This window comes from Marinovum sp. PR37, assembly GCF_028807375.1.
GTDB lineage: Bacteria > Pseudomonadota > Alphaproteobacteria > Rhodobacterales > Rhodobacteraceae > Marinovum > Marinovum algicola.
Genome location: NZ_JARAML010000009.1, coordinates 58,742 through 82,777, shown reverse-complemented (window position 1 = coordinate 82,777; position 24,036 = coordinate 58,742). Strand labels below are relative to the sequence as shown.

The 24,036-nt window shown below is 64.9% G+C and carries 24 protein-coding genes; 22 read left to right on the top strand and 2 right to left on the bottom strand.

Going from position 1 to position 24,036, the window contains the following annotated elements:
- Positions 1 to 74 precede the first annotated feature (74 nt).
- The 21 genes from PVW49_RS09975 to PVW49_RS09875 all read left to right on the top strand — a co-directional run bounded on the left by PVW49_RS09975 (position 75) and on the right by PVW49_RS09875 (position 21,627).
- The gene (locus tag PVW49_RS09975; RefSeq protein ID WP_048532389.1) at positions 75 to 1,721 is read left to right on the top strand and encodes a DUF935 domain-containing protein; all 1,647 of its coding nucleotides are present in this window, start codon (positions 75 to 77) and stop codon (positions 1,719 to 1,721) included.
- Complete coding sequence (locus PVW49_RS09970; RefSeq protein ID WP_053083364.1) at positions 1,714 to 2,652, top strand: phage head morphogenesis protein; 939 nt, start codon at positions 1,714 to 1,716, stop codon at positions 2,650 to 2,652. Before PVW49_RS09975 ends, PVW49_RS09970 begins: the two co-directional genes overlap by 8 nt.
- Positions 2,649 to 2,828: a hypothetical protein gene (locus PVW49_RS09965; RefSeq protein ID WP_048532388.1), complete on the top strand. Its 180-nt coding sequence runs from the start codon at positions 2,649 to 2,651 to the stop codon at positions 2,826 to 2,828. Before PVW49_RS09970 ends, PVW49_RS09965 begins: the two co-directional genes overlap by 4 nt.
- Positions 2,829 to 2,830: 2 nt before the next feature.
- Positions 2,831 to 3,328 carry a phage virion morphogenesis protein gene (locus PVW49_RS09960; protein WP_048532387.1) on the top strand — a complete coding sequence of 166 codons (498 nt, stop codon included), beginning with the start codon at positions 2,831 to 2,833 and terminating at the stop codon, positions 3,326 to 3,328.
- A 104-nt stretch (positions 3,329 to 3,432) separates the two neighbouring features.
- Positions 3,433 to 4,479: a phage protease gene (locus tag PVW49_RS09955; RefSeq protein WP_048532386.1), complete on the top strand. Its 1,047-nt coding sequence runs from the start codon at positions 3,433 to 3,435 to the stop codon at positions 4,477 to 4,479.
- On the top strand, positions 4,479 to 4,913 hold the full coding sequence (locus PVW49_RS09950; protein ID WP_048532385.1) for a hypothetical protein: 435 nt from the start codon (positions 4,479 to 4,481) through the stop codon (positions 4,911 to 4,913). Before PVW49_RS09955 ends, PVW49_RS09950 begins: the two co-directional genes overlap by 1 nt.
- A gap of 12 nt (positions 4,914 to 4,925) precedes the next feature.
- Entirely contained in the window at positions 4,926 to 5,819 is an 894-nt protein-coding gene (locus PVW49_RS09945) for a Mu-like prophage major head subunit gpT family protein (protein WP_048532384.1), read from the top strand.
- Positions 5,820 to 5,831: 12 nt separating this feature from the next.
- Positions 5,832 to 6,188 carry a hypothetical protein gene (locus PVW49_RS09940; protein ID WP_048532383.1) on the top strand — a complete coding sequence of 119 codons (357 nt, stop codon included), beginning with the start codon at positions 5,832 to 5,834 and terminating at the stop codon, positions 6,186 to 6,188.
- Positions 6,189 to 6,462: 274 nt separating this feature from the next.
- A complete protein-coding gene (locus PVW49_RS09935; RefSeq protein ID WP_048532382.1) occupies positions 6,463 to 6,891 on the top strand; it encodes a gp436 family protein in 429 nt (142 codons plus the stop codon).
- Positions 6,891 to 7,319 (top strand): phage tail terminator protein, encoded by a 429-nt coding sequence (locus PVW49_RS09930; RefSeq protein ID WP_048532381.1) that lies wholly within the window; start codon positions 6,891 to 6,893, stop codon positions 7,317 to 7,319. Before PVW49_RS09935 ends, PVW49_RS09930 begins: the two co-directional genes overlap by 1 nt.
- Positions 7,316 to 7,465: a hypothetical protein gene (locus PVW49_RS09925; protein WP_158499038.1), complete on the top strand. Its 150-nt coding sequence runs from the start codon at positions 7,316 to 7,318 to the stop codon at positions 7,463 to 7,465. The genes PVW49_RS09930 and PVW49_RS09925 overlap by 4 nt, the downstream gene beginning before the upstream one ends.
- Positions 7,466 to 8,395 carry a phage tail tube protein gene (locus PVW49_RS09920; protein ID WP_048532380.1) on the top strand — a complete coding sequence of 310 codons (930 nt, stop codon included), beginning with the start codon at positions 7,466 to 7,468 and terminating at the stop codon, positions 8,393 to 8,395.
- 15 nt (positions 8,396 to 8,410) lie between these two features.
- Positions 8,411 to 8,731 (top strand): hypothetical protein, encoded by a 321-nt coding sequence (locus PVW49_RS09915; RefSeq protein ID WP_048532379.1) that lies wholly within the window; start codon positions 8,411 to 8,413, stop codon positions 8,729 to 8,731.
- Positions 8,728 to 9,081, top strand: a complete 354-nt coding sequence (locus PVW49_RS23715) for a DUF1799 domain-containing protein (RefSeq protein ID WP_338020386.1) — start codon at positions 8,728 to 8,730, stop codon at positions 9,079 to 9,081. The genes PVW49_RS09915 and PVW49_RS23715 overlap by 4 nt, the downstream gene beginning before the upstream one ends.
- Position 9,082: 1 nt before the next feature.
- Positions 9,083 to 11,878, top strand: a complete 2,796-nt coding sequence (locus PVW49_RS09905) for a phage tail length tape measure family protein (RefSeq protein WP_048532378.1) — start codon at positions 9,083 to 9,085, stop codon at positions 11,876 to 11,878.
- Positions 11,875 to 12,297, top strand: a complete 423-nt coding sequence (locus PVW49_RS09900) for a hypothetical protein (protein ID WP_048532377.1) — start codon at positions 11,875 to 11,877, stop codon at positions 12,295 to 12,297. The genes PVW49_RS09905 and PVW49_RS09900 overlap by 4 nt, the downstream gene beginning before the upstream one ends.
- Positions 12,294 to 12,818 (top strand): hypothetical protein, encoded by a 525-nt coding sequence (locus PVW49_RS09895; RefSeq protein ID WP_048532376.1) that lies wholly within the window; start codon positions 12,294 to 12,296, stop codon positions 12,816 to 12,818. Before PVW49_RS09900 ends, PVW49_RS09895 begins: the two co-directional genes overlap by 4 nt.
- The gene (locus tag PVW49_RS09890; protein ID WP_048532375.1) at positions 12,815 to 13,225 is read left to right on the top strand and encodes an NlpC/P60 family protein; all 411 of its coding nucleotides are present in this window, start codon (positions 12,815 to 12,817) and stop codon (positions 13,223 to 13,225) included. The genes PVW49_RS09895 and PVW49_RS09890 overlap by 4 nt, the downstream gene beginning before the upstream one ends.
- Positions 13,222 to 16,545, top strand: coding sequence for a host specificity protein J (locus PVW49_RS09885; protein WP_048532374.1), 3,324 nt, complete (start codon positions 13,222 to 13,224; stop codon positions 16,543 to 16,545). Before PVW49_RS09890 ends, PVW49_RS09885 begins: the two co-directional genes overlap by 4 nt.
- Positions 16,546 to 16,564: 19 nt before the next feature.
- Positions 16,565 to 19,675 carry a hypothetical protein gene (locus PVW49_RS09880; RefSeq protein ID WP_148562866.1) on the top strand — a complete coding sequence of 1,037 codons (3,111 nt, stop codon included), beginning with the start codon at positions 16,565 to 16,567 and terminating at the stop codon, positions 19,673 to 19,675.
- A 197-nt stretch (positions 19,676 to 19,872) separates the two neighbouring features.
- Positions 19,873 to 21,627 (top strand): DNA methyltransferase, encoded by a 1,755-nt coding sequence (locus PVW49_RS09875; protein ID WP_048532373.1) that lies wholly within the window; start codon positions 19,873 to 19,875, stop codon positions 21,625 to 21,627.
- Positions 21,628 to 21,776: 149 nt separating this feature from the next.
- Here the strand turns inward: PVW49_RS09875 and PVW49_RS09870 are convergent, their stop codons facing one another.
- Positions 21,777 to 22,193, bottom strand: coding sequence for a secondary thiamine-phosphate synthase enzyme YjbQ (locus PVW49_RS09870; RefSeq protein ID WP_274590478.1), 417 nt, complete (start codon positions 22,191 to 22,193; stop codon positions 21,777 to 21,779).
- A 314-nt stretch (positions 22,194 to 22,507) separates the two neighbouring features.
- Between PVW49_RS09870 and yghX the strand changes: the two genes are divergently transcribed.
- Positions 22,508 to 23,410, top strand: coding sequence for a YghX family hydrolase (yghX, locus tag PVW49_RS09865; protein WP_274590477.1), 903 nt, complete (start codon positions 22,508 to 22,510; stop codon positions 23,408 to 23,410).
- Positions 23,411 to 23,473: 63 nt separating this feature from the next.
- Here yghX and PVW49_RS09860 read toward each other — a convergent pair whose 3' ends face one another.
- The gene (locus PVW49_RS09860) at positions 23,474 to 24,034 is read right to left on the bottom strand and encodes a TadE/TadG family type IV pilus assembly protein (protein ID WP_074834881.1); all 561 of its coding nucleotides are present in this window, start codon (positions 24,032 to 24,034) and stop codon (positions 23,474 to 23,476) included.
- Positions 24,035 to 24,036 lie beyond the last annotated feature (2 nt).

The window sequence follows — 24,036 nt, the reverse complement described above, 5'->3', positions numbered from 1 at the left end:
GCCGGACGTTTGCCGCGCATTGCAGCCTGTCCACCAGACGCCTGTCTTTTCGCTCTTTTTCAAGGAGCCGTTAAATGAACAACTCGCCGATTATTCTCGACCGCTGGGGCCGTCCGATCAAACGCACTGAGCTGCGCCAGGAGGTCGCCGCGCCAACGTTTGGTGGCGTGCGCAGCCCGATGTCCGGCTATCCGGCCGACGGGCTGAACCCGCTGCGGTTGGGGGCGATCCTGCGCGAGGCCGATATGGGCGACCCGGTGCGCTACCTGGAGCTGGCCGAAACGATCGAGGAGCGCGACCTGCATTACCTCGGCGTGTTGGGCACCCGCAAAAGGTCGGTCAGCCAGATCGAGATCACCGTCAAGCCCGGCGGCGAGAGCGCGCTCGATGAAGAGCTGGCGACGATGGTGCGCGACTGGCTGCAACGCGACGAGCTGCAGGATGAGCTGTTCAACATCCTCGACGCGATCGGCAAGGGCTTCAGTTTCACCGAGATCCTCTGGGACACCTCGGCCGGGCAGTGGCGGCCGGAGCGGCTGGAGTATCGCGATCCGCGCTGGTTCCGCTTCGATCGCGTTGGGCTGTCCAAGCCGATGATGCTGAATGCGCAGGGGCAGGAAGAACCGCTTCCGGCCTACAAGTTCATCTACAACCAGATGGCCGCGAAATCCGGCCTGCCACTGCGCTCTGGTCTGGCCCGTGCGGTGGTCTGGGGCTGGATGTTCAAGGCCTACACCCAGCGGGACTGGGCGATCTTCACCCAGACCTACGGCCAGCCGCTGCGCGTCGGCAAGTTCGGCCCGGGCTCCAGCGAGACCGACAGGGACACGCTGTTCCGCGCCGTCGCCAACATCGCTGGCGACTGCGCCGCGATCATCCCCGAGTCGATGCAGATCGAGTTCGTCGAGACCGGCAACCTCGGCAGCTCAACCGATCATTACGAGCGCCGCTCGGACTGGCTGGATAAGCAGGTCTCGAAGGCGGTGCTGGGCCAGACCGCGACCACGGACGCCGAGAGCGGCGGGCTGGGCTCGGGCAAGGAACACCGCGAGGTGCAGGAGGACATCGAGCGCGCCGATTGCAAGGCGCTCTCGGCCGTGCTCAACCGCGACCTGGTGCAGCCCTGGGTCATCCTTGAGCGCGGCCCACAGGCGCGCTATCCGCAGATCGTCATCGCCCGGCCGGAGGCCGAAGACCTCAAGGCGTTCTCGGATGCGATCGGTGGGTTGATCGATCGCGGCCTCACGGTACGGGCGCAGGAAGTGCGCGAGAAGTTCGGGCTCGCCACGCCCAAGGCTGGAGACGAAATCCTGCGTCCGACGGCCAAATCCGGGTCGCAGGCGCAGTCAGACGCGGGCAATGGCGACGGGATACCCTCTGAGCGCGGCGTTAAATACCCATTTGATACCCGCGGGCCAAATTCCGGAGCATCGGCCCCACTCCAGACCAAAGGCCCCTCAGCGGGCCGTACAGCGCCTCTCGATCCTGCGGCCGAAGTCGCCGCGCGGCTGGAGGCCGAGGCGGCGCCGGCGGTGGAGGCGATGCTGGGCCAGGTCGAAGTGATGCTCGACGCCGCCTCCGACCTCGCAGAGTTTCGCGAGATGGTGCTGGCCGGCTTTCCGCATGTCGACAACCAGCAGCTGACCGAGGTCATGGCGCAGGCGCTCGTCGCCTCCTTTGCGGCGGGCCGCGTCATGGTGGAGGAGGAAGACGGTGGCTGATCCGCTGGCCGCCGTCTTTCGCCGCCCGTTTCCCGAACAGGTGGCGGCCTTCCGGCTGCGCCTGGGCAATCTGGTGCCGACGGCGCGCTGGGATGACATCTGGCAGGAGGCGCATGACCGCGCCTTCATGGTGGCCAGTGCGACGAAGGCCGATCTTCTAGCCGATCTGGCGGGCGCGGTGGACAAGGCGATCTCCGAAGGGCGCAGCATCGAAGAGTTCCGCCGGGATTTCCGCGCCACGGTCGAGAAGCATGGCTGGCACGGCTGGACCGGCGAAGACACCGAGGCCGGGCAGGCCTGGCGCACCCGGGTCATCTATCGCACCAATGCCCGGACCACCTATGCCGCCGGGCGCTATGCCCAGCTGACCGAGGGTGGCTTTGCCTACTGGATTTACCGCCATGGCGGCTCGCTGGAGCCGCGCGAACAGCACCTGGGCTGGGACGGGCTGATCCTGGAAGCCGGTCATCTGTTCTGGCAGACCCACTATCCGCCGAACGGCTGGGGCTGCAGCTGCTATGTCACCGGCGCGCGCTCGATCGAGGGTGCGCGCCGGCGCGGGGGCGATCCGGCGGTGGAACTCGGCGACGGCTGGCAAAGGCCTGACGCCAAGACCGGTGCGCCGGAGGGGATCGACCGCGGCTGGGCTTATGCGCCGGGTCGCAGCGTGGCCGAGGACGTGACCCGAATGGTGGCGGAGAAGCGGGCAAAGCTGCCGCAGGCTCTCGGCACGGCGCTGGCCAGCGCTGTATCGCCTTCGAGGGCTGTGACGTTTGAAGAACTGCTGGCCGAATTTGAAACGGTGTTAAAGCCCGGTTCAAAGGCAGATGCAGAGGCCCGGATCGAAGCCCTGGTGGCTCGGTTGCCGGAGGCTGAGCGGCCCATGGCGCGGGATATGCTGCGCGAGGCGCTGGAGGAAAAACTGCAATGAACGCGCGTGAAATTGCCGTCCTGGCAGCCTTGCTTGCAGGCGCCTCTGCGCTGACAGCCGAGGAAAAGCTTGCCGACATCCGGTCGAGAGTTCGCCAGCCGCGCATGCCTAGCGGCAAGAACCGAGATAAAGTTAAGGCGGCTCGAAAGCAGCGTCGCAAGGCCAAGAGGCCCTAACCATGATCAAAACCTCTCTCGACGACGCGGAACTCACTGCCGGCCTGGCGCGCATCAAGGCGCATGTCACCGACATGTCGGACCTCATGCAGGACCTGGGCGAGTTGCTGACCGACAGCACCAAAAGCCGGTTTGCAGAAGGCGCAGCGCCCGACGGCACGCCCTGGGCCCCGAAATCCCAGACCACGATCGACGGCTATCAGCAGCGCGAAAAGAAGGCTCGAGTCGACTTCCGTCCGCTCTTCGGTCCGACCGGCCGGCTCTCCTCCGAGGTCTTCTACCAGGCCGGGACAACCAGCATGGAGATCGGCTCGGCGCTGATCTATTCGGCCGTGCAGCAGTTCGGTGCCGGCAAGGGGCAGTTCGGCACGGCAGCAAACGGCAGCTCGATCCCCTGGGGCGACATCCCGGCGCGGCCGTTCATTGGCCTTTCCGACGAGGAGCGCGCCAATGTGAACGCTGAAATCCTCGAATACCTGGCACGTATCACCGCCGCTTGACCTGAGCCGAGAGGCCACGCAAAGTGGCGCCACGGGCAGTGGGCCACGCCCTCGCACAGCGTTGCGAGTGTAAGCACAAGCCCCTGAGCGGCAAATATCGCCGCATGAGCAAGTTTTCCCATATTTCGCTTTCAGCACTGGAGCTGCCCTCGCTGGGGGAGGTGCCCGAATGGGTTCACCTGATCCCCAAGGGGAAATTCGGTGCGCGCGATGGACGTGGTCCTTGGAGGTACGGCAATGCGCAAGATCTGATCACCGCCAGCTTCGCCGCGCGCAAGCGCATCCACATCGATCTCAACCACTCGACCGAGACCGCCGCCAAGCAGGGGCTCGAAGCTCCGGCCGTCGGCTACGTCACGGAGATGGAAGAGCGCGCCGATGGCATCTGGGGCCGCGTCGACTGGACCCGCCGCGGCAAGGAACTCCTGGCGGATCGCGCCTACTGGGGCATCTCGCCGGTCATCCAGTTCGACAAGACCACCGGCGATGTTCACGCCGTGGCCCGCGCCGCGCTCACCAACGATCCGGCGCTCACTGAGCTCACCCCGCTTTCCACAGAGGAGACACAGGAGATGTTCCTGCAGAAACTGGCCAAGATGCTTGGTCTGGGCGAAGACGCGTCCGAAGAGGATGTCACCGCAGCCCTGCAAAAGGCGCTCGACGCCAAGAAGGACGGCGACGAGGGCGAAGGCAATGCCGCGCTGGCCAGCCTGGCCACGGCCCTGGGAGCGGAGGAAGGCGCGGACGTCGCCGCGCTGACCACCCTCGCCAAGACCCTGACGGCCGGGAAGACCGAGACCGCCGAGGCGCTGACCGCGCTGCAGGCCGAGGTCAAGGAACTGCGCGACGGCGGCAAGACGTCTGCCGCCGAGGCCTTTGTCGATCAGGCGATCCGCGACCGGCGCGTCGGCGTCAAGTCCGCGCGGGACGAATATGTCGCGCTGCACGTCGAGAACCCGGAGCGCTGCGAGAAGATGATCGCCGGCCTGCCGAAGCTCGACGCCACCAACACCACGATCGAACCGCCGAAGACCGAGGGCACCACCGCGCTCAGCGCGCAGGAGACCGACGTCGCCGCGATGCTGGGGATCGATCCCGAGAAGATGGCTGCCACCAAGGCGGCTGAAGAGAAACGGAAAGGGGCTCTCTGATGGCTGCTCTCACCAAGGACCGCAACACGCCGCGGCTGCAGGGCGACGTCCTGTCGGGTCTCGTGGCCGCATCCACCACGATCTTCGCCGGCGCCCTGCTGATGCGCAACGCCGCCGGCTACATCGTCGAAGGCCAGACCGCCGCCGGCCTGGTTGGCGTTGGTCGCGCCGAAGAGCGCGTCGACAATGGCTCGGGCTCGAACGGCGACCTGACCGTCAGCTTCCGCCCTGGCGTCTACCCGTTCGAGAATTCGGCGGGTGCCGACGAGATCACCATCGCCGAGATCGGCGACGTGGTCTACGCGGTCGACGATCAGACCGTCGCCAAGACCGACGGGACCGCGTCCCGCTCACCCGCCGGCGTCGTGGCCAATGTCGATGCCGCTGGCGTCGTCTGGGTCCGGCTCGACGAAGCCCTCACCAAAGCGTCTTAAGGGAGACACCTGATGCTGGTAAACGCCGCAAACCTCAACACCCTGCGCACCGGGTTCTCCACTGCCTTCCAGGGTGGCCTGTCGCAGGCCTCGACGATGCACGCCCGTGTGTCGACCGAAGTCAAATCGACCCAGAAAGAACAGAAGTACGGCTGGCTGGGCAAGATCCCCAACGTGCGCGAATGGATCGGCGCCCGCGCCGTGCAGAACCTCGAACAGCACGACTACGCGATCAAGGAGAAGCCCTGGGAACTGACCATAGGCGTCGATCGCGACGACATCGAGACCGACAACCTCGGGATTTACGGCCCGATGTTCACCGAGATGGGCATGTCGACCGGCTCGAAGTGGGATCAACTGGTGTTCGCGCTTCTGAAGACGGGCTTCACCACCGAGTGCTACGACGGCCAGTTCTTCTTCGACACCGATCACCCGGTCAAGAACGAAGCCGGCGAAGAGACCTCGGTTGCCAATACCGATGGCGGGTCCGGCACCCCCTGGTTCCTGCTTGACGTGAGCCGCGCGATCAAGCCGATCATCCTGCAGAAGCGCAAGGACTTCGAGTTCGTCGCCAAGGACAAGCTGACCGACGACAACGTCTTCGACAACAAGGAGTTCGTCTACGGCGCGGATGCGCGCGGCAACGTCGGCTTCGGTTTCTGGCAATTCGCCTGGGGCTCGAAGCAGACGCTGAGCGCGACCACCTACGCCACGGCGCGCTCGGGCCTGTCCAGCATGAAGGGCGACTACGGCCGCCCGCTGGGCATCATGCCCAACCTCCTGGTCGTGCCGCCAGCGCTGGAAAGCGCCGCGCGCAAGATCCTCAACTCGGAAAACGCCGCGGGCGGCGAGACCAACGAATGGAAAGGCACCGCCGAGCTGCTCGTCGTGCCCTGGCTGGCCTGAGGGAGTTGAGCGATGGCTGACAAGAGCGAGAAGCGCAAGGAACTGGAAGCCCGGGCTGCCAAGCAAGACCTGGACTACCCGCACAACATCGGCGACGCCAAGCTCGAAGAGCGGGTCCTGGCTGCGGAAGCGGCCCAGGGCAGCGGGGGACAGGATGCCGGGGGCCAGACGCCGCCGGCATCCACCGAGCCCGAGGGCGTCGAACCTGTCGTCGAGGTCACTGGACCGAGGCAGGGCCGTCGCCGTGCCGGGCATCGCTTCGGGCCCGAGCCGGTCTTCTTCCACGCGGGCGAGCTGACCGAAGACGATCTCGTGGCGCTGGAAGCCGACCCGCTTCTGACCGTGGTGGTGCGCGCCGCCGATAACTGAATTCCAGAGCGAAAGGATCAATCGCGAACCGAGTGGAGCCCGGGCAGATAAGCAGACCCCGCCACCGGCGATCCGAGTAGGGGAGGCCCACCCGAGTTGGCGCCTGCAACGTCTGAGGATGGACGTGACAGCCGGGAGAGACCGGCACCTGAACACCCTTGGCCCTCGCGTTGGCGTAGAAACATTCCCCCCGGGTGGCGCGCGCGAGAGCCAGAGCCTCGGCCGGGGGAAGGCAGCTCTCCGGCCGGGGTACTTTCACCGCGGAGCCCAGAGCATGCCCTATACCTCGCTTTCCGACCTCACCGACCGCTACGGCGAACGCACGCTGATCTCGCTCACTGACCGAGCCGACCCTCCGGCGGGCGCGGTCGATTCCGATGTGATCGACGAGGTTCTGGGCGACACCGACGCGCTGATCGACGGCTATCTCGCCAACCGCTACAAGCTCCCGCTCGCCGAGACGCCGCCGCTGGTGGCCGACATCGCCAAGACCGTCGCGATCTACAAGCTTCACGTCTATTCGCCCGACGACAAGATCGTCGAGGACTACAAGGAGGCGCTGCGCCAGCTGAAGGACATCGGCACCGGTGCGATCAAGCTGCCGGTAGCGGGCATCGCGCCGGCCGACACCGGCGCCGGTGGCGCGCGGATGACCGACCGCGAACGGCCGATGACCGAAGCCAACATGAAGGGCTTCATCTGATGATCGACGCGGTAGTGGCCCGGCTGAGAGACCAGGTAAGCGACCTGCGCAGCGTCGAGGGCGCGGCTGAGTTCAAGAGGCTTCTTGCCGGTCGCGGCGCGCCGCAGAACGACCCCGCCGCTTACGTGATCCCGCTGGGCATGCGGGGCGGCACGGCCGAGGCGATCACCGGGATGTTCACCCAGCAGGTCGCCGAGAGCGTCGGCGTGGTGCTGTTCCTGCGCGGCCATGATCAGACCGGCGCGCGCGCCCTGGGCAACCTGCGGCCCTTCATTGGCACGGTGATCGAAGCCATTGCCGGCTGGCAGCCCTCGGGCGAGATCGGCGTCTTCCAGCTGAGCCGTGGCGCGCTGGTCGATATCAACGGCGGGCTGCTGAGCTACCAGCTCGACTTTTCCATCAATGATCAACTGAGGATCGCATCATGACCGAGACGGCCAAGGACAATGCCGCCCCGCTGCCCGACTCGGGCGGCAGCTACACCCGAGAGGCAGACGGCTCTCTCACCCCCAACCCCGCGCCGAAGAAGCCCGGCCGCAAGCGCCCCGCGAAAGCGGCGGAGAAGGAGGCGTAAATGCCGATTTACTGGAACACCAAGATCGTCACGGTCGATCTTGAAAGCACCTACGGCACCGATGCGACACCTGACGGCGCGGATGCCGTCCTGACCGTCGAGGGCTCGATCACGCCGATGGAAGGCAACGACGTGAACCGCAACCTGGAGACGCCCTGGCTCAGCGCCGATGCGACCATCCCGGCGGAGCTGCATGCCAAGGTGAGCTTCAAGGTCGAGCTGCAGGGGTCCGGCACCGCCGGCACTGCGCCGGGCTGGGGCAAGCTGCTGCGGATGTGCGGCTGCGCCGAGACCGTGGTCGTCGCCACCTCGGTCACCTACAACCCTGTCTCGGATGACCACGAGAGCGGGACGCTCTATTTCTACGTCGGCAAGACCCTGCACAAGCTGGTGGGCACGCGCGGCAACGCCAAGTTCACCGTGAGCGCCCAGGGCATCCCCTACATCGAGTTCGAGTTCACTGGTCTCTTCACCGATCCCGCCGAGGCCACCCGGCCGACGCCCGACCTTTCGGCCTTCCTCAAGCCCTCGCTGGCCACCTCGGCCAACACGCCCACCGGCACCATCGACGGCACCGACTTCGTGATCCGCGCGCTGTCGCTCGACCTCGGCAACCAGGTCGAGAACCGCTTCCTGATCGGTTCCGAAAGTGTGCTGATCACCGATCGGCAGGAAGTGATCGAGGCCACCGTCGAGGCGCAGCCGCTGACCTCCTTCGATCCCTACGCTCTGGCCCGGGCGCAGTCCGAGGTGGCCGTTGCGGTGACCCATGGCACCACAGCTGGCAAGATCGTCACGCTCAATGCGCCGACGGCACAGATGCAGCGTGTTCAGGGTTTGGAGAATGCCCAGAACATTACCGAATGGCCGCTGCGCCTGGTTCCCCTGGCGTCCTCTGGCAACGACCAGTGGACCCTCGTCCTTACCTGATCCGGAGACCGCCCCATGTTCAACGTAACCGCCCGCCCGACCTTCACCCGCACCGTGGTCATCCAGACGCCCGAGGGCGACGGATTCCGCGAGGACAGCCTGAAAGCCACCTTCAAGGTCACGCCCTCGGCCGAGTTCAATTTGCACCGGCTGGAGGATCAGAAGGCCTTCCTGCGCGAGGCGGTGACGAACCTCGACGAGGTGGTGGGCGAAGATGACGCGCCAGTCGCGTTCTCGGCCGAGCTGCTCGACCAGGTGCTCGGCTTCGACAACGTCCGCCTGGCGATGATGTCGACCTATTCCTCGGCCGTGGCGAAGTTCAAGCTGGGAAACTGATCTGGGCAGGGCGTGCTTGGGCCAATGGCACGCTCTGCACCGGCAAAGCCGCCCATGCCGAGGCGATCGAGGACGCAGCCCTCTGGGGCGTCGATCTCGCAGAGGATGAGCTGGATCCGGACATCGGCGCGGTCTGGCAGGACAACGTCGCGGCCGTCGAGGCCTTCCTTGCCTGTCAGACCCAGTGGCGCTGGGTGCCGCGCTACGGCGCCAGGGACCGGGCGGCGGGCCTCGATTACGCCGGCTGCGACGTGGCGCTGCGACATGCCGGCATCGCGGTGAAGCCGGACCTCTGGGAGCAATTCCAGGTGATCGAGCTGGCCGCGAAAGCTGCATTGAACGAGGGTTGAAATGACGTTCAAGGTCTCATTGACGATCGACGCAGACGGCAAGGCAGCCGTTCAGGAGGTCAAGCGCGTCGAGCAGGCCCAGCGCGGCGCTGCCAAGGCCAGCGACGAGCTCGGTCGCAAAAGCCGCACGGCGGCCGGCGGGGTCAGCACGCTCGGCGGATCGGCCAGCGGTGCCGGTGGCCAGGTCGACGAGATGGCCGACGCCAATCGCCGTGCCGCCGGCTCAATGGGCAACCTCGTCGCACAGGGCAACGACGTCCTCACCATGCTGATCGCCGGGCAGGACCCGATGCAGCTGGCGATCCAGCAGGGCACCCAGATCAACCAGGTCTGGGGCCAGATGGGCGTGAAGGGCAAGGACGCCTTCCGTCTTGTCGGCGGGGCCATCATGTCGATGATGAGCCCGATCAACCTGATCACCATCGGCTCGATCGCTGCCGCCGGTGCCATGACGCAATGGTTCTCCAGTGGCGCCGAGGAAGCGAAGACATTTGAGGAGATCCTGAGCGAACTTGAAGAGGCGATGTCCGCCTACACCGAAGCTGCCAACGCAGCCGAAGTGGGGACCGACGAGCTTCGCGCCAAGTTCGGCGAAGCTGCCGGCGAAGTGCGCCGGCTTCTGGAGGAACAAAAGGCCGCTGCCCGGCGCGATGTCACATTCAAGATCAAGGCAAGGATCGAAGCAGACATCGATGAGAGCCTCTTCGGACGCGGCGACGAGTCAGCACTCCATCGAATGGCTCAAGAGTTCGGTGTTTCGCTGTTCGACCCCGATCCCGAAGTCATTCGTGCGCGCAGGGGCATGGTCAACGAGGTGTTGAGCGACTACGCCGAATTGGCCCGCGCAGCCGATGGTTCGGTGACACAGCAAGCGGCGGCGGTCGAAACCCTCATTGGCAGCTACACTCGTGCCGCGCAGGCCTCGGGAGAGATCACCAAGTCCGAGAACGATCGGATCCTCGCCCTTCAGGAACTGCTGCTGAAGCTCCGCGAGATGGAAGCCCTGGAACCCGCTGAAGGAGCGATACCGACCGCCCAGCTGGAAGCCTATCAGCAGTATTACCAGTCGCGCATCCAGGGCGAGGCATTCCTGCAGAGCGCACGCGATCGTGAGGCTGCGGCGCTTGAGCAAATCTACGGTCTCTACAGTCAGACCCGTATCGAGTCGGACGCCAATGTCGCGGCGGTGCGCGAGATGTTGGGTGAGCTGGAGAGCCAGGTCGAGCTGCAACGCCTGATCGCCCAACATGGTGAAGACAGCGCCGAAGTCGCCGCGCATCGTGCGGCGGCCGAACGGGCCGTCCTCGAGGAGACGCTTGCCACCTACGAGGCATCCGAGGCGCTGACTGAAGAAGCGCGGGCGACACTGAGCATCCTTCAGGCAATCTCTGGCATCGACGTCTCTTCAGGCATCTGGGACGGGGCCAGCGCGGCTTCGGCAATGGCTGCCAACCTCGGGGCGGCTGTTGCCCAGATGAATGCGCTGCGGGGCGCTGCTGTCGCCTCGGCGCGGGTCTCGGCCCAGCGGGCTCAGAACCGGCTCGACACGGTTGGTGATCCGGCGGCCCGCGCCGGCGGCGAGGCGGTGATTGATTTTCGCGAAAGCCTCGACGATGGTGGCTATGGGCTCATTTCAGGCGGCCGTGCCGGTGAACTGGCGGCCGCAGAGGCTGATGTTCGCACGGCAGCCGAGGAAGCCGAGCGTCTGAACCAGGCGGCTAATGCGGCGGATACCGAGTACCGGAAGCTTCAGAGCACCCTGGCGGGCGGGGGCTCTGGGCGTCGCGGCCGTACCGGAGGGCGAGGTGCGAGCGCAGCGCAAAAGGAGCGCGACGCCGTTGCCGACTTGATCGGAACCCTCGAAGACCAGCTTGCGATCCTGCGCGAGACCGATCCGATCCAGAAGGAAATGCTGCGCAACCGCGAGGTGCTCAAAGCGGCAACCGACGCCGAACGTGCGGCGGTGCGCGACCTGATCGAGGCGCATGCCGATGAAGAAGAGGCACTGGAGCGCAAGGGCGAGCTGACCGACTTCCTGAAGTCTGAGGGCTATGACCTCTTTACCAGCGCAACACAGGGCGTCGACGCCCTGACCGCAGCGGCAAACCGCGCCGTCGAGGCCTTGGCTGACATGGTCTTCCAGGCGATCCTGCTGGGGGAGGGGCCGCTTGCCGGATTGTTCGGCGGCACGGGTCTTCTCACCGGCCTGGCAGACGCGGTGGCCGGCTCGTTGCTCGGCAAGGGTGGCGCGGCGCCACAGACGCGCGCCGCCGGTGGCATCGTCGGCGAAGACCCGGCTCTGCAGAGGCTCGCGGCCGGCGGGATGGTGGACACCACACCGAGGCGAAGCGCCCAGCGGCCCACCGAATGGCGCAGCATCGACGCCCGGGCCGCCGGCGGCATGATCTACGGCAAGGGTGGCGGCACCTCTGACGACAACCTGACCTGGACCTCGAACGGCGAGTATGTGGTCAACGCCCGTTCCACGGCGCGCAATCGCGGCCTGCTGGAACGGATCAACGCTGGCGAAGAGTTCCCGACACTGGCCCAGGGCGGGATGGTCGGTGGCGGCGGCTCGGGCGGCGGCGGCGCCTTGGCGGTCTCCTTCACCGTCGAGAACCGGTCTTCGGCGCCGGTGGCCGGAGAGGTTCAAGAGGTCGCGGCGCCTGGCGGCGGCCGGGCCTACAAGATGGTGCTGGCCGACATGGTGGGCGATGCGATGGCCACGCCGGGCGGCGGTGCCCGCCGGCAGCTGCGCCAGGGCTATGGCATCAAGCCGCGGGGCACCAAGAGATGACAGTGCCCGTCTGGCCCTCACAGCTGCCCAAGCCCACGCGGACCGGGTACCAGGCATCGCCGCAGGAGGCGCGCATCCGCCGCAATGCCGAGACCGGTCCGCCGGGGTTTCGCCGTCGGTTCTCCTCGACGGCGCGGATGGTGGCGCTGTCCGTCATCTGCAGCCGGTTTCAGAAAGGCTACTTCGACCAGTTCTTCGACGAGACCCTGCAGAAGGGCAGCCTGCCGTTCTGGATGCCTGACCCGGTTACCGACGGCTGGCAGCTGCTCACCGAAGACGGCACGCCGCTCACTACCGAGGACGGCACGCCGCTCCTGATCTCGGCCAACTGGCTCTGCCTGATCACCGAGCCGCCCAGTGAGGCGATCTATGGTCAGCTTGAGTTCGAGATCGCCTTCCAGGTGGCGGTGCTGCCATGAGAGAGGTCTCGATCAACGCCCGTACCGCGCATGAACAGGCTAACAGCGCTGCCGTCGAAGTCATGCTGATCTCGATCGACCACGAGGCGCTGTCGGCACCGGTGCGGCTGTCGACCGACCCGACCGAGCGCCTCTCTGTCGAGCCGCTGCGCTATGGCACGCGCTCGCGCTGGAACGGTGCTGACCCGGTGACCGACCCCTATTTCTTCGTCCTGGTCTCGGCCACGCTGCCCTCGGATCAGGAAGACGCGCCCACCGCATTCTCGCTGACGTTGGCCAATGTCGACAATGACATCGCCAAGCTCCTGCGCTCCTTCACCACGCCCGCCACGGTGAACATGGCCCTTGTCATGGCTGAGACGCCCGACGTCATCGAGCGCGAGGCGCGCGGGCTTCACATGACCTCGGCCGACGGCGATGCAGAGATCGTCGAACTGGTGATCACCCGCGAAGAGATAGAGGCCGAGACCGTGCCCATGGATCGCTTCACGGCACAGCGATTCCCGGGGCTTTTCCGATGAGCTGGTCAGACAGATACGTCGGACTGCCGGCCGCAAAGCTCGGTCGGGGCTGGCAGGGCGTCGATTGCTGGGGGCTGGTGGAGCTGGTCTATCGCGAGGAACTGGGCATCGAGCTGCCGAGCTATGCCGGGACCTACGCCGATCCGAGCGAGGTGGCGGAAGTTTCACGGCTGATCAACGCGGCAGAGGCCCGGGGTCCATGGGTGCCGTCGCATGTGATCCGGACCTTCGACGTGCTGACCTTCGGCGCTGGCCGGTGGCGCAGCCATGTGGGTATCGCCCTCGACGCGCGGCTGATGCTGCATGTCCAGGGCCATGACTGCGCCAAGCTCGAACACTATCGCACCGGCCGCTGGCAGCACCGGTTCAGGGGCGGTTTCAGATACGTTGAAGGGGCGGTTCAATGACCCGTGAACTGATGTCGACCACGTCGATCCCGGTCCTCGACATGGGCGAGGTCCGCTCGGTCGAGGTGCCCGCCGGGCTCACCATCTCCGAGATGATCGAGCGGGCGTTTCCGGCGGCGACCGAAGAGGAACTGGCGGGCCTGCGGGTGCTCATGGTGACCTCGGCCGACGTCGCCGTCGTGCATCCGCGCTTCTGGCCAACCGTGCGGCCCAAGCCCGAGGTCCAGGTCATACTGCGCATGGTGCCGGCAGGCGACAACGCGATGCGCACGGTGCTGACCGTGGTGATCTCGGTCGCGGCCATGGCCCTGGGCCAGTTCTGGGCGGCCGCGATCGTGCCCACCGCCGGGCTCGGCCAGACGCTGGTGGGCGGGCTGATCACCGCCGGGCTGACCGTTGCCGGCACCATGCTGCTGAACGCGCTGATCCCGATCCAGCCTCCGGAAGGTCCCTCGAAACCCGGTCAGACCTATACCATTCAGGGCTGGCAGAACACGGCGCGCCCGAATGAGCCGATCCCCTTTGCCGTGGGCAAGATGCGCACCGCGCCGCCCTTTGCAGCGCCGCCCTATACCACGATCGTCGGCGACGATCAGTTTGTCACCGCGCTCTTCACCTTCGGCTACGGCCCGCTGACCGTCTCCGACATCCGGATCGGCGACACCTCGATCGACGAGTATGACAACGTCGAGCTGCAGCTTTTCGAAGGGCGGACGGATGACGATCCGGTGACCCTCTATCCCCGCCAGGTGCTGGAGCAGCGCGAGGGCGTCGAGCTCACCCGGCCCAGGATCGAGGGCGTCTGGACCGACAAGCCGATCGTGCGCCAGGGCGCCGGCAATGCCACCGAGGTGGCCTTCATCTTCGGCTTTCCCTCCGGGCTTTTCCAGGTGAATGACGACGGCGACACCAAGACCACCGAGGTGCAGGTCCGGATCCGCCAGCGCCTTGTCGGTACCGAGACCTGGACCGACATGATTTCGCTTTCCTTCAAGGCCAAGAAGCGCAAACCGTTCTTCCGCCAGTATCGCACCCAGCTGCCGGCGCGCGGCAAGTATGAGTTCGAGGTCATGCGTCTGACAACCCAGGGCGAGGATGCGCGCCAGTCGCGGACCGTCATCCTCGCGGCGATCCAGAGCTTCCGGCCGGAGCACCCGCTTAACTTCGACAAGCCGCTCGCGCTCCTGGGCGTCCGGATCAAGGCCTCCGAGCAGCTGAGCGGCGCGCTGGATTCGGTGAACGCCGTGGTCGAACGCCAGGCGCTCGACTGGGACGGCACCACCTGGACCGAGCAGGAGAGCCGCAACCCGGCCACCGCCTATCGCACGGCGCTGCAGGGCGACCAGAACCCATGGCCGGTCTCGGACGCCGAGATCGACCTTGAGCAGCTGCAGGACTGGCACGAGTGGTGTGTCGCCAAGGGCCTCAAATACGACCACATCCACGAGCAGCCCCAGAGCTTCGGCGAGATGCTCCTGACCATCTGCGCCGCCGGCCGCGCCACCCCGCGCCATGACGGCGTCAAATGGGGGGTGGTCATCGATCGGCCCGGCGATCCCGTCGTCGATCACATCAGCCCGCGCAATGCCCGCGAGTTCCGCTGGCGGCGCAATTACCTCAAGCCGCCGCATGCGTTCCGAGTCGAGTTCCGAGATGAGACCAACGACTGGGAACTGGCCGAGCGCATCATCCCCTGGCCAGACCACGAGGGGGACATCACCCTGACCGAGGATCTGCCGATGATCGGCAAGACCGACCCCGACGAGGTCTGGATTGAGGCCCGCCGCCGGCAGTACGAGTTGATCCATCGGCCCGACAGTTTCTCGGCTCTTCAGGACGGCGGCGCTCGCGTGGCCACCCGGGGCGACACGGTGATGGCCGCCTTCGATGTGCTCGACCGCACCCTGACCGCCGCGCGCATCCGCGCCGCCGACGGCCAGATGATCACCCTCGACGAGCCGGTGACCATGGAGACCGGCACCGACTATGCGCTGCGCTACCGCACCTACACCGACGCCGAAGATGCGATCGGCAGCTCTGTCGTCGTGCCGCTGGTGACCCGCGCCGGCACGTCGTCGATCGTGCTGGCCAAATCCGCGATCGATGCGCCGCGGATCGGCGAGATCGCCCACTTCGGCCTGCTGGGCGAGGAGAGCCGCGCGCTGCGCATCCGGGGGATCGAGGCCGGTGATGAGTTTGCCCAGGTGGTGCACATGATCGCCGCCGCGCCGGAGATCGACACGCTCACCGACGCCGAGGTGCCACCGCCCTGGACCGGCTACGTCGGCGAGGAAATCGACCTTTCGGAGATCGCCCCACAGGTGCCGCGCTTCGTCACCGCCGAGCTGATCGTCAACACCTCAGAGTTCTCCGGCAGCGAGTTCGTCGTCGGCTATCAGCTGTTGATCGAATTGGCGCCCGGGCTCGCCTCGACGGCACCGGTCTCCGAATACGAGCTGGAGTACCGCGAGGCCGGCGACGTCGCCTGGACGATCGAGATCATCTCGGCCGCCGAAGCTGGCATCGAGCTGGGGCCATTCGACGGCGGTGAGACGATAGAATACCGCGCCCGGGCCAAGGCGGCCGACGGCACGCCGAGCGCCTACACCGCGATCGGAAGCCAGCTCATCCAAGCCGACGCTGCGGTGCCGCAGCCCTCCGACGAGATCACCGTTGAGGGTGGCCTTGGCCACGCCACGCTCACTATTCCGGTGACCGATCCCGCCTGGTCGAAGATCCTGCTCTTCCGGGTGCCGGACGGCGAGACCCTGGGCTCCGAGCACATCGTTGGCGACTACGTTTCGGTTACGCCTGGCACCTTCGCCACCGTAATCGACGGCGATTCAACACGCGTTGATTTTGCGTTGAATGGCGATTTTGCAACCACCGACGACTGGACCGAGGGCACCGGCTGGAACATCGGCACCGGCGACGCCACCCACACTGCAGGCAGCACCGGCCGGCTGTCTCAGGCCGCCGGCGCGCTCGCAGGCCAGCAGCGGATCGCCCTGACGGTGAGTGGCCGGACCGCGGGCACGATCACCCCGATCCTGACCGGCTCCGACGAGGTCGCGGGCACGGCGATCGCGGCAAATGGCCCATTCAGCCAGACGCTCGACGCCGACAGCGCCGCCAGCGCGCCCACAGGCTTTGCCTTGGAGGCCAGCGCGGATTTCGACGGCACGGTGACAGCTGTGGTGCGCTTCCTCGAGACCTCGGTCTGCATCCCGGCGGCGCTCTACGAGTACTACGTCGCGCCGCACAATGTTGCGAATGTTCCCGGCGTGCTCGACGGGCCAGTGTCGGTGCGGGTTCTCTAACGCGCATAAAGGGCATTTCATGGCTGGCCAATCGACCACAACGCTCACCCTCGCATCCGCTCTCACTCATATTCTGGGCGAGTCTGCCTCCGGCACGGTCCGCCAGACGGTTGCAGACCTGGCCGCGCAGTTGGCAGCCACAGATACGTTCCAAACTCTGTTTTCGGTGGCGGCGCCGGAAGACTTCCAAGGCGAATGGAACCCGGCGACCGACGCTTTCCCGTCGAGCGCCAAAAAGGGAGATTTTTGGCGAGTCAGTGCGGCTGGCACAGTGGATAGCGAGGAGTTTTCCAAGAGCGACCTTCTGATCTGCCTCGTGGACAATGCAGCGACCGATACATTCGACGGGAACTGGCACCGCGCTGAATATGCCTCCTTCGCGCACGCGCACGAAATGTCGGAGATCAATGGTCTGCTTGCCGTACTGAAAGACAAAGCGGACACGATCACCGATATGGGGAGCGCACCGAGCGACCGTCCTGGGGACAACCCGGACGCGTTCGCCACCAGTTATATTGGCCAAGGCGCCGACAAGACGTCGCTGAGCGGCGGAACGGTTATTTCAGGGGCGGGGCTGGCTTTTGTCCAAGCAGGCGCGGGCGTGGTTTCTGCGCGACACCCAGTTGCCCTCAACAACGACGTGATCGAGTTTACGGCGCGGTTCCGGCGGACATCGAACCCGAGCGATCCGAACAACCACGCAATCCTGCTGCGCGCGGCATGGCTGGACGAAGACAAGGAGTTGATCGGTGCGGTCGAGACGCTGGCCACAAAATCCGACGCGCTCACTTCGTCGGGCCTGATCGAGTTGTCGGCCCGGGTGTCTCAGCTGGCAGTTGATAATGTGACCGCCCCACCATCCGGGGCGGTCTATGCCTGCCCGTTCATCCAGACCTATGGCGACGATGGCACCACGGCCGTCGAGACGCTGCGCAGCACCGAGGTCTCCGACCTTCATTTAATCGAGATAGCTGACCTGTCGCAGATCATTGCCGATGCACAGGCCGCGACGGCAGCGGCAGAGGCGGCGGCCGACCTGGTCGCGACCGAGACGCTGGACACCATGGCTGACGTGGCAAGCTATACCCGCGCGGCCGGCGTGGGCGTGCTGAGCCTCAAGGGAGGATATGCAGGATTTGACGGCCTTGGCGGTCAATGGGCCTATGACCCGGCCGATACAACCAGCGCCAGCAATCCGCCGGCGGTATTGGTGGGCGCCGACGGCGCGCGGTACAAGCCGGTGTCGATTTCCCGCGAGGTCAAGGTCGAGCAGTTCGGCGGTGCCGCCGACAATGGAACTCTCAACGGTGCGATCGCAAACCGAGCGCTGAGCTATCTTGATGGTCTCGGTGGGGGGCGGCTTATCTTCGGTGAGCCGGGCACGTATTTGCTGGAGGACACCGGCGACAATCCGGCCAAGACCACGCGCCGCGTCTCGATCTATATCCCCTGCGACAATATCGAGATCTTCATTCCGCACCCGGGCACAACCCTCAAGCTGGCCGATGGTCAGCAGACCGATGCCAACGGGCCCGTCGAAATCATCTCATGGGCGAATGCGCGCAGCAATGTGGCCGTCCATGGTCTCGGTCGGATCATTGGCAATACGGCCGGGCAGACCGGCTGGACCGGGGGCTACGCTCAGGTCGCCAACGGGAACATCATTTCCAGCCTCGGGGCGGGTAGCCCGACTGGCACTTACTTTGTGGGCGGCGGCCTGCGGCTGGAGGATCACTTTTCCAACCCGGTTCTGCTCGGCCAGGATATCCTGGCTAACGGGGGCTTGGGTGAGCGGGTCATTCTGAAGGATCTCTATTGCAAGGACTGCGGTGAGGGGCCGCAGTGCTCCGGGTTCGCCTATGCAGAATGGGGCGTCGTGGAGATGGTGGACGAGGCGGGCGTGATCGTCGGGGACTGGCTGGAACCTGCCGCTTGCACCGAAGTCGTGGCGCGCGGCCTGCGCGCGATCGCGCGCGGCGGGGCTTCGGGCAGTTCCGCATTCGATTTCTACAGCTCGAAGCGGGTCAAGCTCGAAGGCTTCGAATTTGACGGTGTGGTGAATGCTTTCGGCACTGGCGAGGACGGCGTTCGCCAGTCCGAGGAGTTCGTGGCATCGGACGGTGTTGTCCGGAATATCACCGGCGCGAACTGCCTGCCGTTCCTACTGAACGGGAGCACATACCTCAGGGACATATCGGTCAAAGATTCGCCGAACGCGACACTTTTCCAGCTCAGCGGGGACGATCCGACAGCGACCGTCACGCTCACCATCGCCACGCCGGGCGTGGTCAGCTGGACGGGTCACAACTTGACGGCGGGCCGTCCGGTGACGTTCTCGACCACCGGCGCGCTGCCCACAGGGATCACCTCTGGTACTATCTACTACGTGAGCGAGGATGGCCTCGAAGAGGACAGTTTCCGGATCACGGCCACGCCGGGCGGGTCGGACATCGCGACGTCCGGCAGCCAGAGCGGCACCCACACTGCGACCAGCAGCGTGACCGTGGAGTTGATCAACGTGCGCGGCGACAACTGCAACGCGGCGGACATCACCGGGAACCGAAAGCTGATCTGGCACGGCGGCGGCAACGTCAACTCGGCCAGCACGTCGCTCCAGGTGTCGCAGAATAGCCCGAACGAAGTGCGTAACCTCGACTTCGATCGCCTCGACTTCCGCAGCCCGAACAACAGCTTTGAGGTGGTCGTGAACGACAATCAGAACCCGATGTTCCTGCGTGGCCGGATGTCTCGGATCGATTTTACCACGCAATCCAAGATCAGCATCACCGACGACACCGACCTGTCGGGGATGGATATCGACGGGGTCCAGCCCGGAAGGCACAAACAGACGGTCGGCAATCCGCTGACCCAGGTCGCCTTTGCCAGCTACATTCACCGCGCAAACGGCGATCTGGCGGCAATCGACAATTACTCGCGCGGGCAGACGGTCAAGATCATTTCGACCGGTGGCTGGAACCTGATCGACCAAAGCCAGGCGGGCGGTGACGATTTCTATCTGGGCGGCTCGAATATCGCGATGACCAACGGCGCCTTCATCACCCTGCAGCGCCTGACAACCGCGGACGGCGTGGCTGCAGATGGATGGTACGTGATCGGTGGCAACTACTGATGAATGGGGGGCTTTGCCCACCATGCTGTGTTTTGCTACCTATGTGATCGAAGGTGTTTTTCGCGCTTTCGTGCGATGAGTTGAATGCGAAGGTTGCAAATTCGGCACAATTAACGGGATGTTTGGCCCGGTGCCATAATTCAAGACCGATCGCGTGCTTTATTAGTCCCGCGTCGCCGGGGGGCGGAGGCAAATTGATGAACAACGCATTTTTTTTCGGAGATAATCTCCACATTTTGCGAGAGTACGTGGCCGACGAGAGCGTCGACCTCGTCTATCTCGACCCGCCGTTCAACTCGAACGCTACTTATAACCTGTTGTTCAAGAGTCCGGACAAGACCAGGTGGTCGGACTCGCAGATCGCGACCTTTGATGACACCTGGAGTTGGGGCGATGTCCCCGCCGAAGCGTTCGAAGAAGTCATTGCGACGCCCGGCAAGACGGCAGACGTCTTGATGTCTCTGCGCTTGATCCTTGGCACCAATGACATGCTCGCATACCTGACGATGATGGCTGCCCGCCTGGTCGAGCTGCACCGGGTCCTGAAGAAGACCGGCAGCCTGTACCTGCACTGCGATCCTACCGCGAGCCACTATTTGAAGGTGATCCTGGACGGCGTTTTCGGCGTCGAAGGGTACCGGAACCAACTGACCTGGGTTCGCTCAAGAAATCCCAAGGGGTCTCAACATCGAATGAAACGGTACGGGCCTTGCACCGACGCGATCTTTTTTTATTCCAAGAGCGCCGCCGCCGAGTTCCATGGCGAGCGAGTGAGGGTTCCGCTTTCGCAGGCGGAAATTGAAGCAAAATATCCGTACCAGGATGACTTGGGAGCTTATGCCGACGGACCTGTCCTTTGTTCCAATAGTATGGGCCCGAGGCCAAATCTGGTGTACGAGTACAAGGGGTTTACTCCTGGGCCTGCTGGTTGGCGCATGAAGCGCTCAGAACTCATCAGGCTAGATGAAGCTGGCAATCTTGCGTGGACCAAGACCGGGTCGCCTAGGCGCAAGCTGCGCCCCAAGCAAGACGAAACGAGCCCAATCGGTGACTGCTGGGAAGACATCCCCCCCTTGAACTCCCAGGCCAAAGAGCGATTGGGATATCCGACCCAAAAGCCTCTGGCTCTCCTGCGGAGGGTCATCGAAGCGTCGTCAAATGAGGGCGACGTCGTCTTGGATCCGTTCTGCGGCTGCGGCACCACGCTGCACGCCGCGCAGGAACTCGGCCGCAAATGGATCGGCATCGACGTGGCAGTCCAGTCTATGCACGTTGTTCAAGACCGTTTAAAACACCATTTTCCGGGCATCAAATACGACGTGTTCGGCATCCCGAAGAGCGCCGATGGCGCGCTCTGGCTGGCCGAGAACCATCCTTTCAAGTTCGAGGAATGGGCTGTCACGGCGCTCGGGGCGATGCACTCAGGCAAGTTCCGGGGCGACGGCGGGATCGACGGAAGCTTCTACTATCTCACAGCCAGCGATGACCGCAGTCGCGGGATCGTTTCGGTCAAGGGCGGCCGAAATCTCAATCCGGGGATGGTTCGTGACCTTGGCGGAACCGTCGAAACCCAGCGTCGACTGACCCGGGACGACAAGGCCATCGGCGTGCTCATTTGCGCTCATGAACCGACCAAGGGCATGCGCGACGCCGCGCGGGAGTTCGGCAAAATCGATACATTTATCGGGCAAATTCCGGCGGTTCAGATCATCACCGTGGCGGAGATGTTTGCGGGCGCGACGATCAACGTGCCGGCCATGCTCGACACGGTGACGGCCGCCGCGATCGGCCGGAAGAAGTCCAAGCTCGATGCGTATCGCAAGCCCAGGGACCTCACTCAGCGCGAGATGATGTTGCCGATCAAGGGGGGCAAGAGCGTCGTCGATTTGATCGACTCGTCCATTGACGTTCCGGTCATGCCTTCGTTCCGCGAGCGCCGCGTCGCAGGATGAATTCGAAAAACCGTCTGCTGCAAATATTGCTTTCAAATTCTGCAAATTTTGGTTTCACGCTACAACGGGAGATCGGAGGCGTTGGCCGCTATCCCTGCGGGGCTTCCCCCGGGGGCATTTTGCAGCAGGAGTGGCAGGGGCGGCGGGCGTCAGGCCAGATGAGCCACGATGTCCCGGGATTTGGGTGCGCGGCGGTGTTCGAAAACGTAAATCCCCTGCCAGGTTCCGAGCCGCAGGCGCCCATCAAGCACGGGAATGGAGAGCGAGACCGGCAGCAGCGCGGATTTGATATGCGCCGGCATGTCGTCCGGGCCCTCGTAGGTGTGGGTGAGATAGGACATCGCCGGATCGTCCGAGGGCGGCACCAGGCGGTGAAAGAAAGCGCGCAGGTCGCTCTGCACCTCCGGGTCGGCATTTTCTTGGATCAGCAGGCTGGCCGAGGTATGGCAGATCATCAGCGTCAGCAGCGCCGGCCCGGCCGGGCCGCCGGCAACCCAGGCCGCGACTTCGCGGGTGACCTCGTAAAGCCCCGGGCCCCGGGTGGCGATGGACAGGGTGGACTGCATGGCGCCGGTCATCCTTCGGACGTGGTCGGCGGCAGCGTGACCCGCCCGCGCGGAATGCAGAGGCGGCGTTTGACGACAGACATGGCACGCTCCGTTGTTTCGGCGTTTCGGCCGCTCCCTATCATGGATGACCGCGGCCGGTCAGGGGGAAATGCCCAGGCCCGGCGGCGCGGGCGGAGGGGACGCCACGCACGCAACTGTGAGCGGAGGCAGCGCCAAACTCCGGCTTTTCACCTGTTCAACTGGGCGTTGCGCGGTATCGTGAACCGGTCGGGCGGCCGGCGTCCGGCTTGTGTTTGTAAAAAGGACTACCGATGAACGAGATTTCCCCTCCCCGCATGACCGCCAAGGATTTTGATCAGGAGCTGCTCGACCTCTATGATTATTACGCCCATGGCAAGATCACGAAACGCGAGTTCCTCGACCGCGCCGGCAAATTTGCCGTCGGCGGGGTCACCGCCGCGGCGCTGCTGGGCATGCTCAGCCCGAATTACGCGCTGGCCGAACAGGTGCAATTCACCGATCCCGACATCCTGCCGGAATATATCACCTACCCCTCGCCGAACGGCCATGGCGAGGTGCGCGGCTATCTGGTGCGGCCGACCAATGTCGAGGGCCCGGTGCCGGCCGTCGTCGTGGTGCATGAGAACCGCGGTCTCAACCCCTATATCGAAGACGTCGCGCGCCGGGTGGCCAAGGCCGGCTTTCTCGCGCTGGCGCCCGACGGGCTGACCTCGGTCGGCGGCTATCCCGGAAATGACGCCGAGGGGCGCGAGTTGCAACAGACCGTGGATCGCGAAAAGCTGATGAACGACTTCTTTGCCGCTTATGAATTCCTCGCCGGTCATGACGAGACCACAGGCAAGGTGGGCTGCGTCGGCTTCTGTTACGGCGGCGGGGTCTGCAATGCCATGGCGGTGGCCTATCCCGAGCTTGGCGCCTCGGTGCCCTTCTACGGGCGTCAGGCCAGCGCGGCGGATGTGCCGAGGATCGAGGCGCCGCTGTTGCTGCATTATGCCGGGCTCGACAGCCGCATCAACGAGGGCTGGCCGGCCTACAAGGCGGCGCTGGACGAACATGGCAAGACCTATGAGGCGCATATCTACGAAGGCGTGAACCACGGCTTTCACAACGACAGCACGCCGCGCTATGACGAAGCGGCGGCGGAACTGGCCTGGGACCGCACGATCGCGCATTTCGACCGCTATCTGCGCTGAGCAGAGCACGGCAAAAGGGCGCCTCGCGGGGCGCCCTCTCGCGGCCATGACGGCAGAGGTGGGTTACATGCCGGCCCATTCCAGCTTGGGCGCAAAGCGCGGCCGGGTGAAGGCGAAGTTGTAGAGCTCGGTATCCTCGCTCATGCCCGGCACGTCGAAGATCGGCGAATAGATGGCGGAGGTCTCCACCACAATCACCCGTTCATTGTGCAAGAGCGTCGGCAGATGTTCGGCAAGGGTGGTGTTCAGGTCGCGGTTCTTCAGCGGATAGAGTGGCCCGCGGGTCTGTGACCAGTCGCGGCGGTAAGCGTTCTTGCGCTTGTTCCAGCGCACCATCGTCACCCGGAGTCCGACCTGATCGTTCGCATGGGTCAGGAATTCGAGCATGCTGTGCAACCCGTCGAGATAGTCGTCATCGATTGCATCGGTCTCGCGTGAGAGCGCATCCGAGATGGTATAGGCGGCATTGGTGTTGATCGCCTTTTGCCGGAAGGCATCATAGTAGACATAGGCGCCGGCCAGCATCACGAAGAGCACCGGGGTGAAGATGATCAGTTCGAGGCTGACGCCGCCGCGGGTGTCGCCGGTGAACTGGCGCAGTTTTTGCAGAATCCTGGTCATCATGG

Bases quoted from the DNA above. Each gene is read 5' to 3' on its own strand.
- PVW49_RS09975 (WP_048532389.1), top strand. From the start codon at position 75: ATGAACAACTCGCCGATTATTCTCGACCGCTGGGGCCGTCCGATCAAA.
- PVW49_RS09965 (WP_048532388.1), top strand. From the start codon at position 2,649: ATGAACGCGCGTGAAATTGCCGTCCTGGCAGCCTTGCTTGCAGGCGCC.
- PVW49_RS09960 (WP_048532387.1), top strand. From the start codon at position 2,831: ATGATCAAAACCTCTCTCGACGACGCGGAACTCACTGCCGGCCTGGCG.
- PVW49_RS09955 (WP_048532386.1), top strand. From the start codon at position 3,433: ATGAGCAAGTTTTCCCATATTTCGCTTTCAGCACTGGAGCTGCCCTCG.
- PVW49_RS09950 (WP_048532385.1), top strand. From the start codon at position 4,479: ATGGCTGCTCTCACCAAGGACCGCAACACGCCGCGGCTGCAGGGCGAC.
- PVW49_RS09945 (WP_048532384.1), top strand. From the start codon at position 4,926: ATGCTGGTAAACGCCGCAAACCTCAACACCCTGCGCACCGGGTTCTCC.
- PVW49_RS09940 (WP_048532383.1), top strand. From the start codon at position 5,832: ATGGCTGACAAGAGCGAGAAGCGCAAGGAACTGGAAGCCCGGGCTGCC.
- PVW49_RS09935 (WP_048532382.1), top strand. From the start codon at position 6,463: ATGCCCTATACCTCGCTTTCCGACCTCACCGACCGCTACGGCGAACGC.
- PVW49_RS09930 (WP_048532381.1), top strand. From the start codon at position 6,891: ATGATCGACGCGGTAGTGGCCCGGCTGAGAGACCAGGTAAGCGACCTG.
- PVW49_RS09925 (WP_158499038.1), top strand. From the start codon at position 7,316: ATGACCGAGACGGCCAAGGACAATGCCGCCCCGCTGCCCGACTCGGGC.
- PVW49_RS09920 (WP_048532380.1), top strand. From the start codon at position 7,466: ATGCCGATTTACTGGAACACCAAGATCGTCACGGTCGATCTTGAAAGC.
- PVW49_RS09915 (WP_048532379.1), top strand. From the start codon at position 8,411: ATGTTCAACGTAACCGCCCGCCCGACCTTCACCCGCACCGTGGTCATC.
- PVW49_RS09905 (WP_048532378.1), top strand. From the start codon at position 9,083: ATGACGTTCAAGGTCTCATTGACGATCGACGCAGACGGCAAGGCAGCC.
- PVW49_RS09900 (WP_048532377.1), top strand. From the start codon at position 11,875: ATGACAGTGCCCGTCTGGCCCTCACAGCTGCCCAAGCCCACGCGGACC.
- PVW49_RS09895 (WP_048532376.1), top strand. From the start codon at position 12,294: ATGAGAGAGGTCTCGATCAACGCCCGTACCGCGCATGAACAGGCTAAC.
- PVW49_RS09890 (WP_048532375.1), top strand. From the start codon at position 12,815: ATGAGCTGGTCAGACAGATACGTCGGACTGCCGGCCGCAAAGCTCGGT.
- PVW49_RS09885 (WP_048532374.1), top strand. From the start codon at position 13,222: ATGACCCGTGAACTGATGTCGACCACGTCGATCCCGGTCCTCGACATG.
- PVW49_RS09880 (WP_148562866.1), top strand. From the start codon at position 16,565: ATGGCTGGCCAATCGACCACAACGCTCACCCTCGCATCCGCTCTCACT.
- PVW49_RS09875 (WP_048532373.1), top strand. From the start codon at position 19,873: ATGAACAACGCATTTTTTTTCGGAGATAATCTCCACATTTTGCGAGAG.
- PVW49_RS09870 (WP_274590478.1), bottom strand. From the start codon at position 22,193: ATGCAGTCCACCCTGTCCATCGCCACCCGGGGCCCGGGGCTTTACGAG.
- yghX (WP_274590477.1), top strand. From the start codon at position 22,508: ATGAACGAGATTTCCCCTCCCCGCATGACCGCCAAGGATTTTGATCAG.
- PVW49_RS09860 (WP_074834881.1), bottom strand. From the start codon at position 24,034: ATGATGACCAGGATTCTGCAAAAACTGCGCCAGTTCACCGGCGACACC.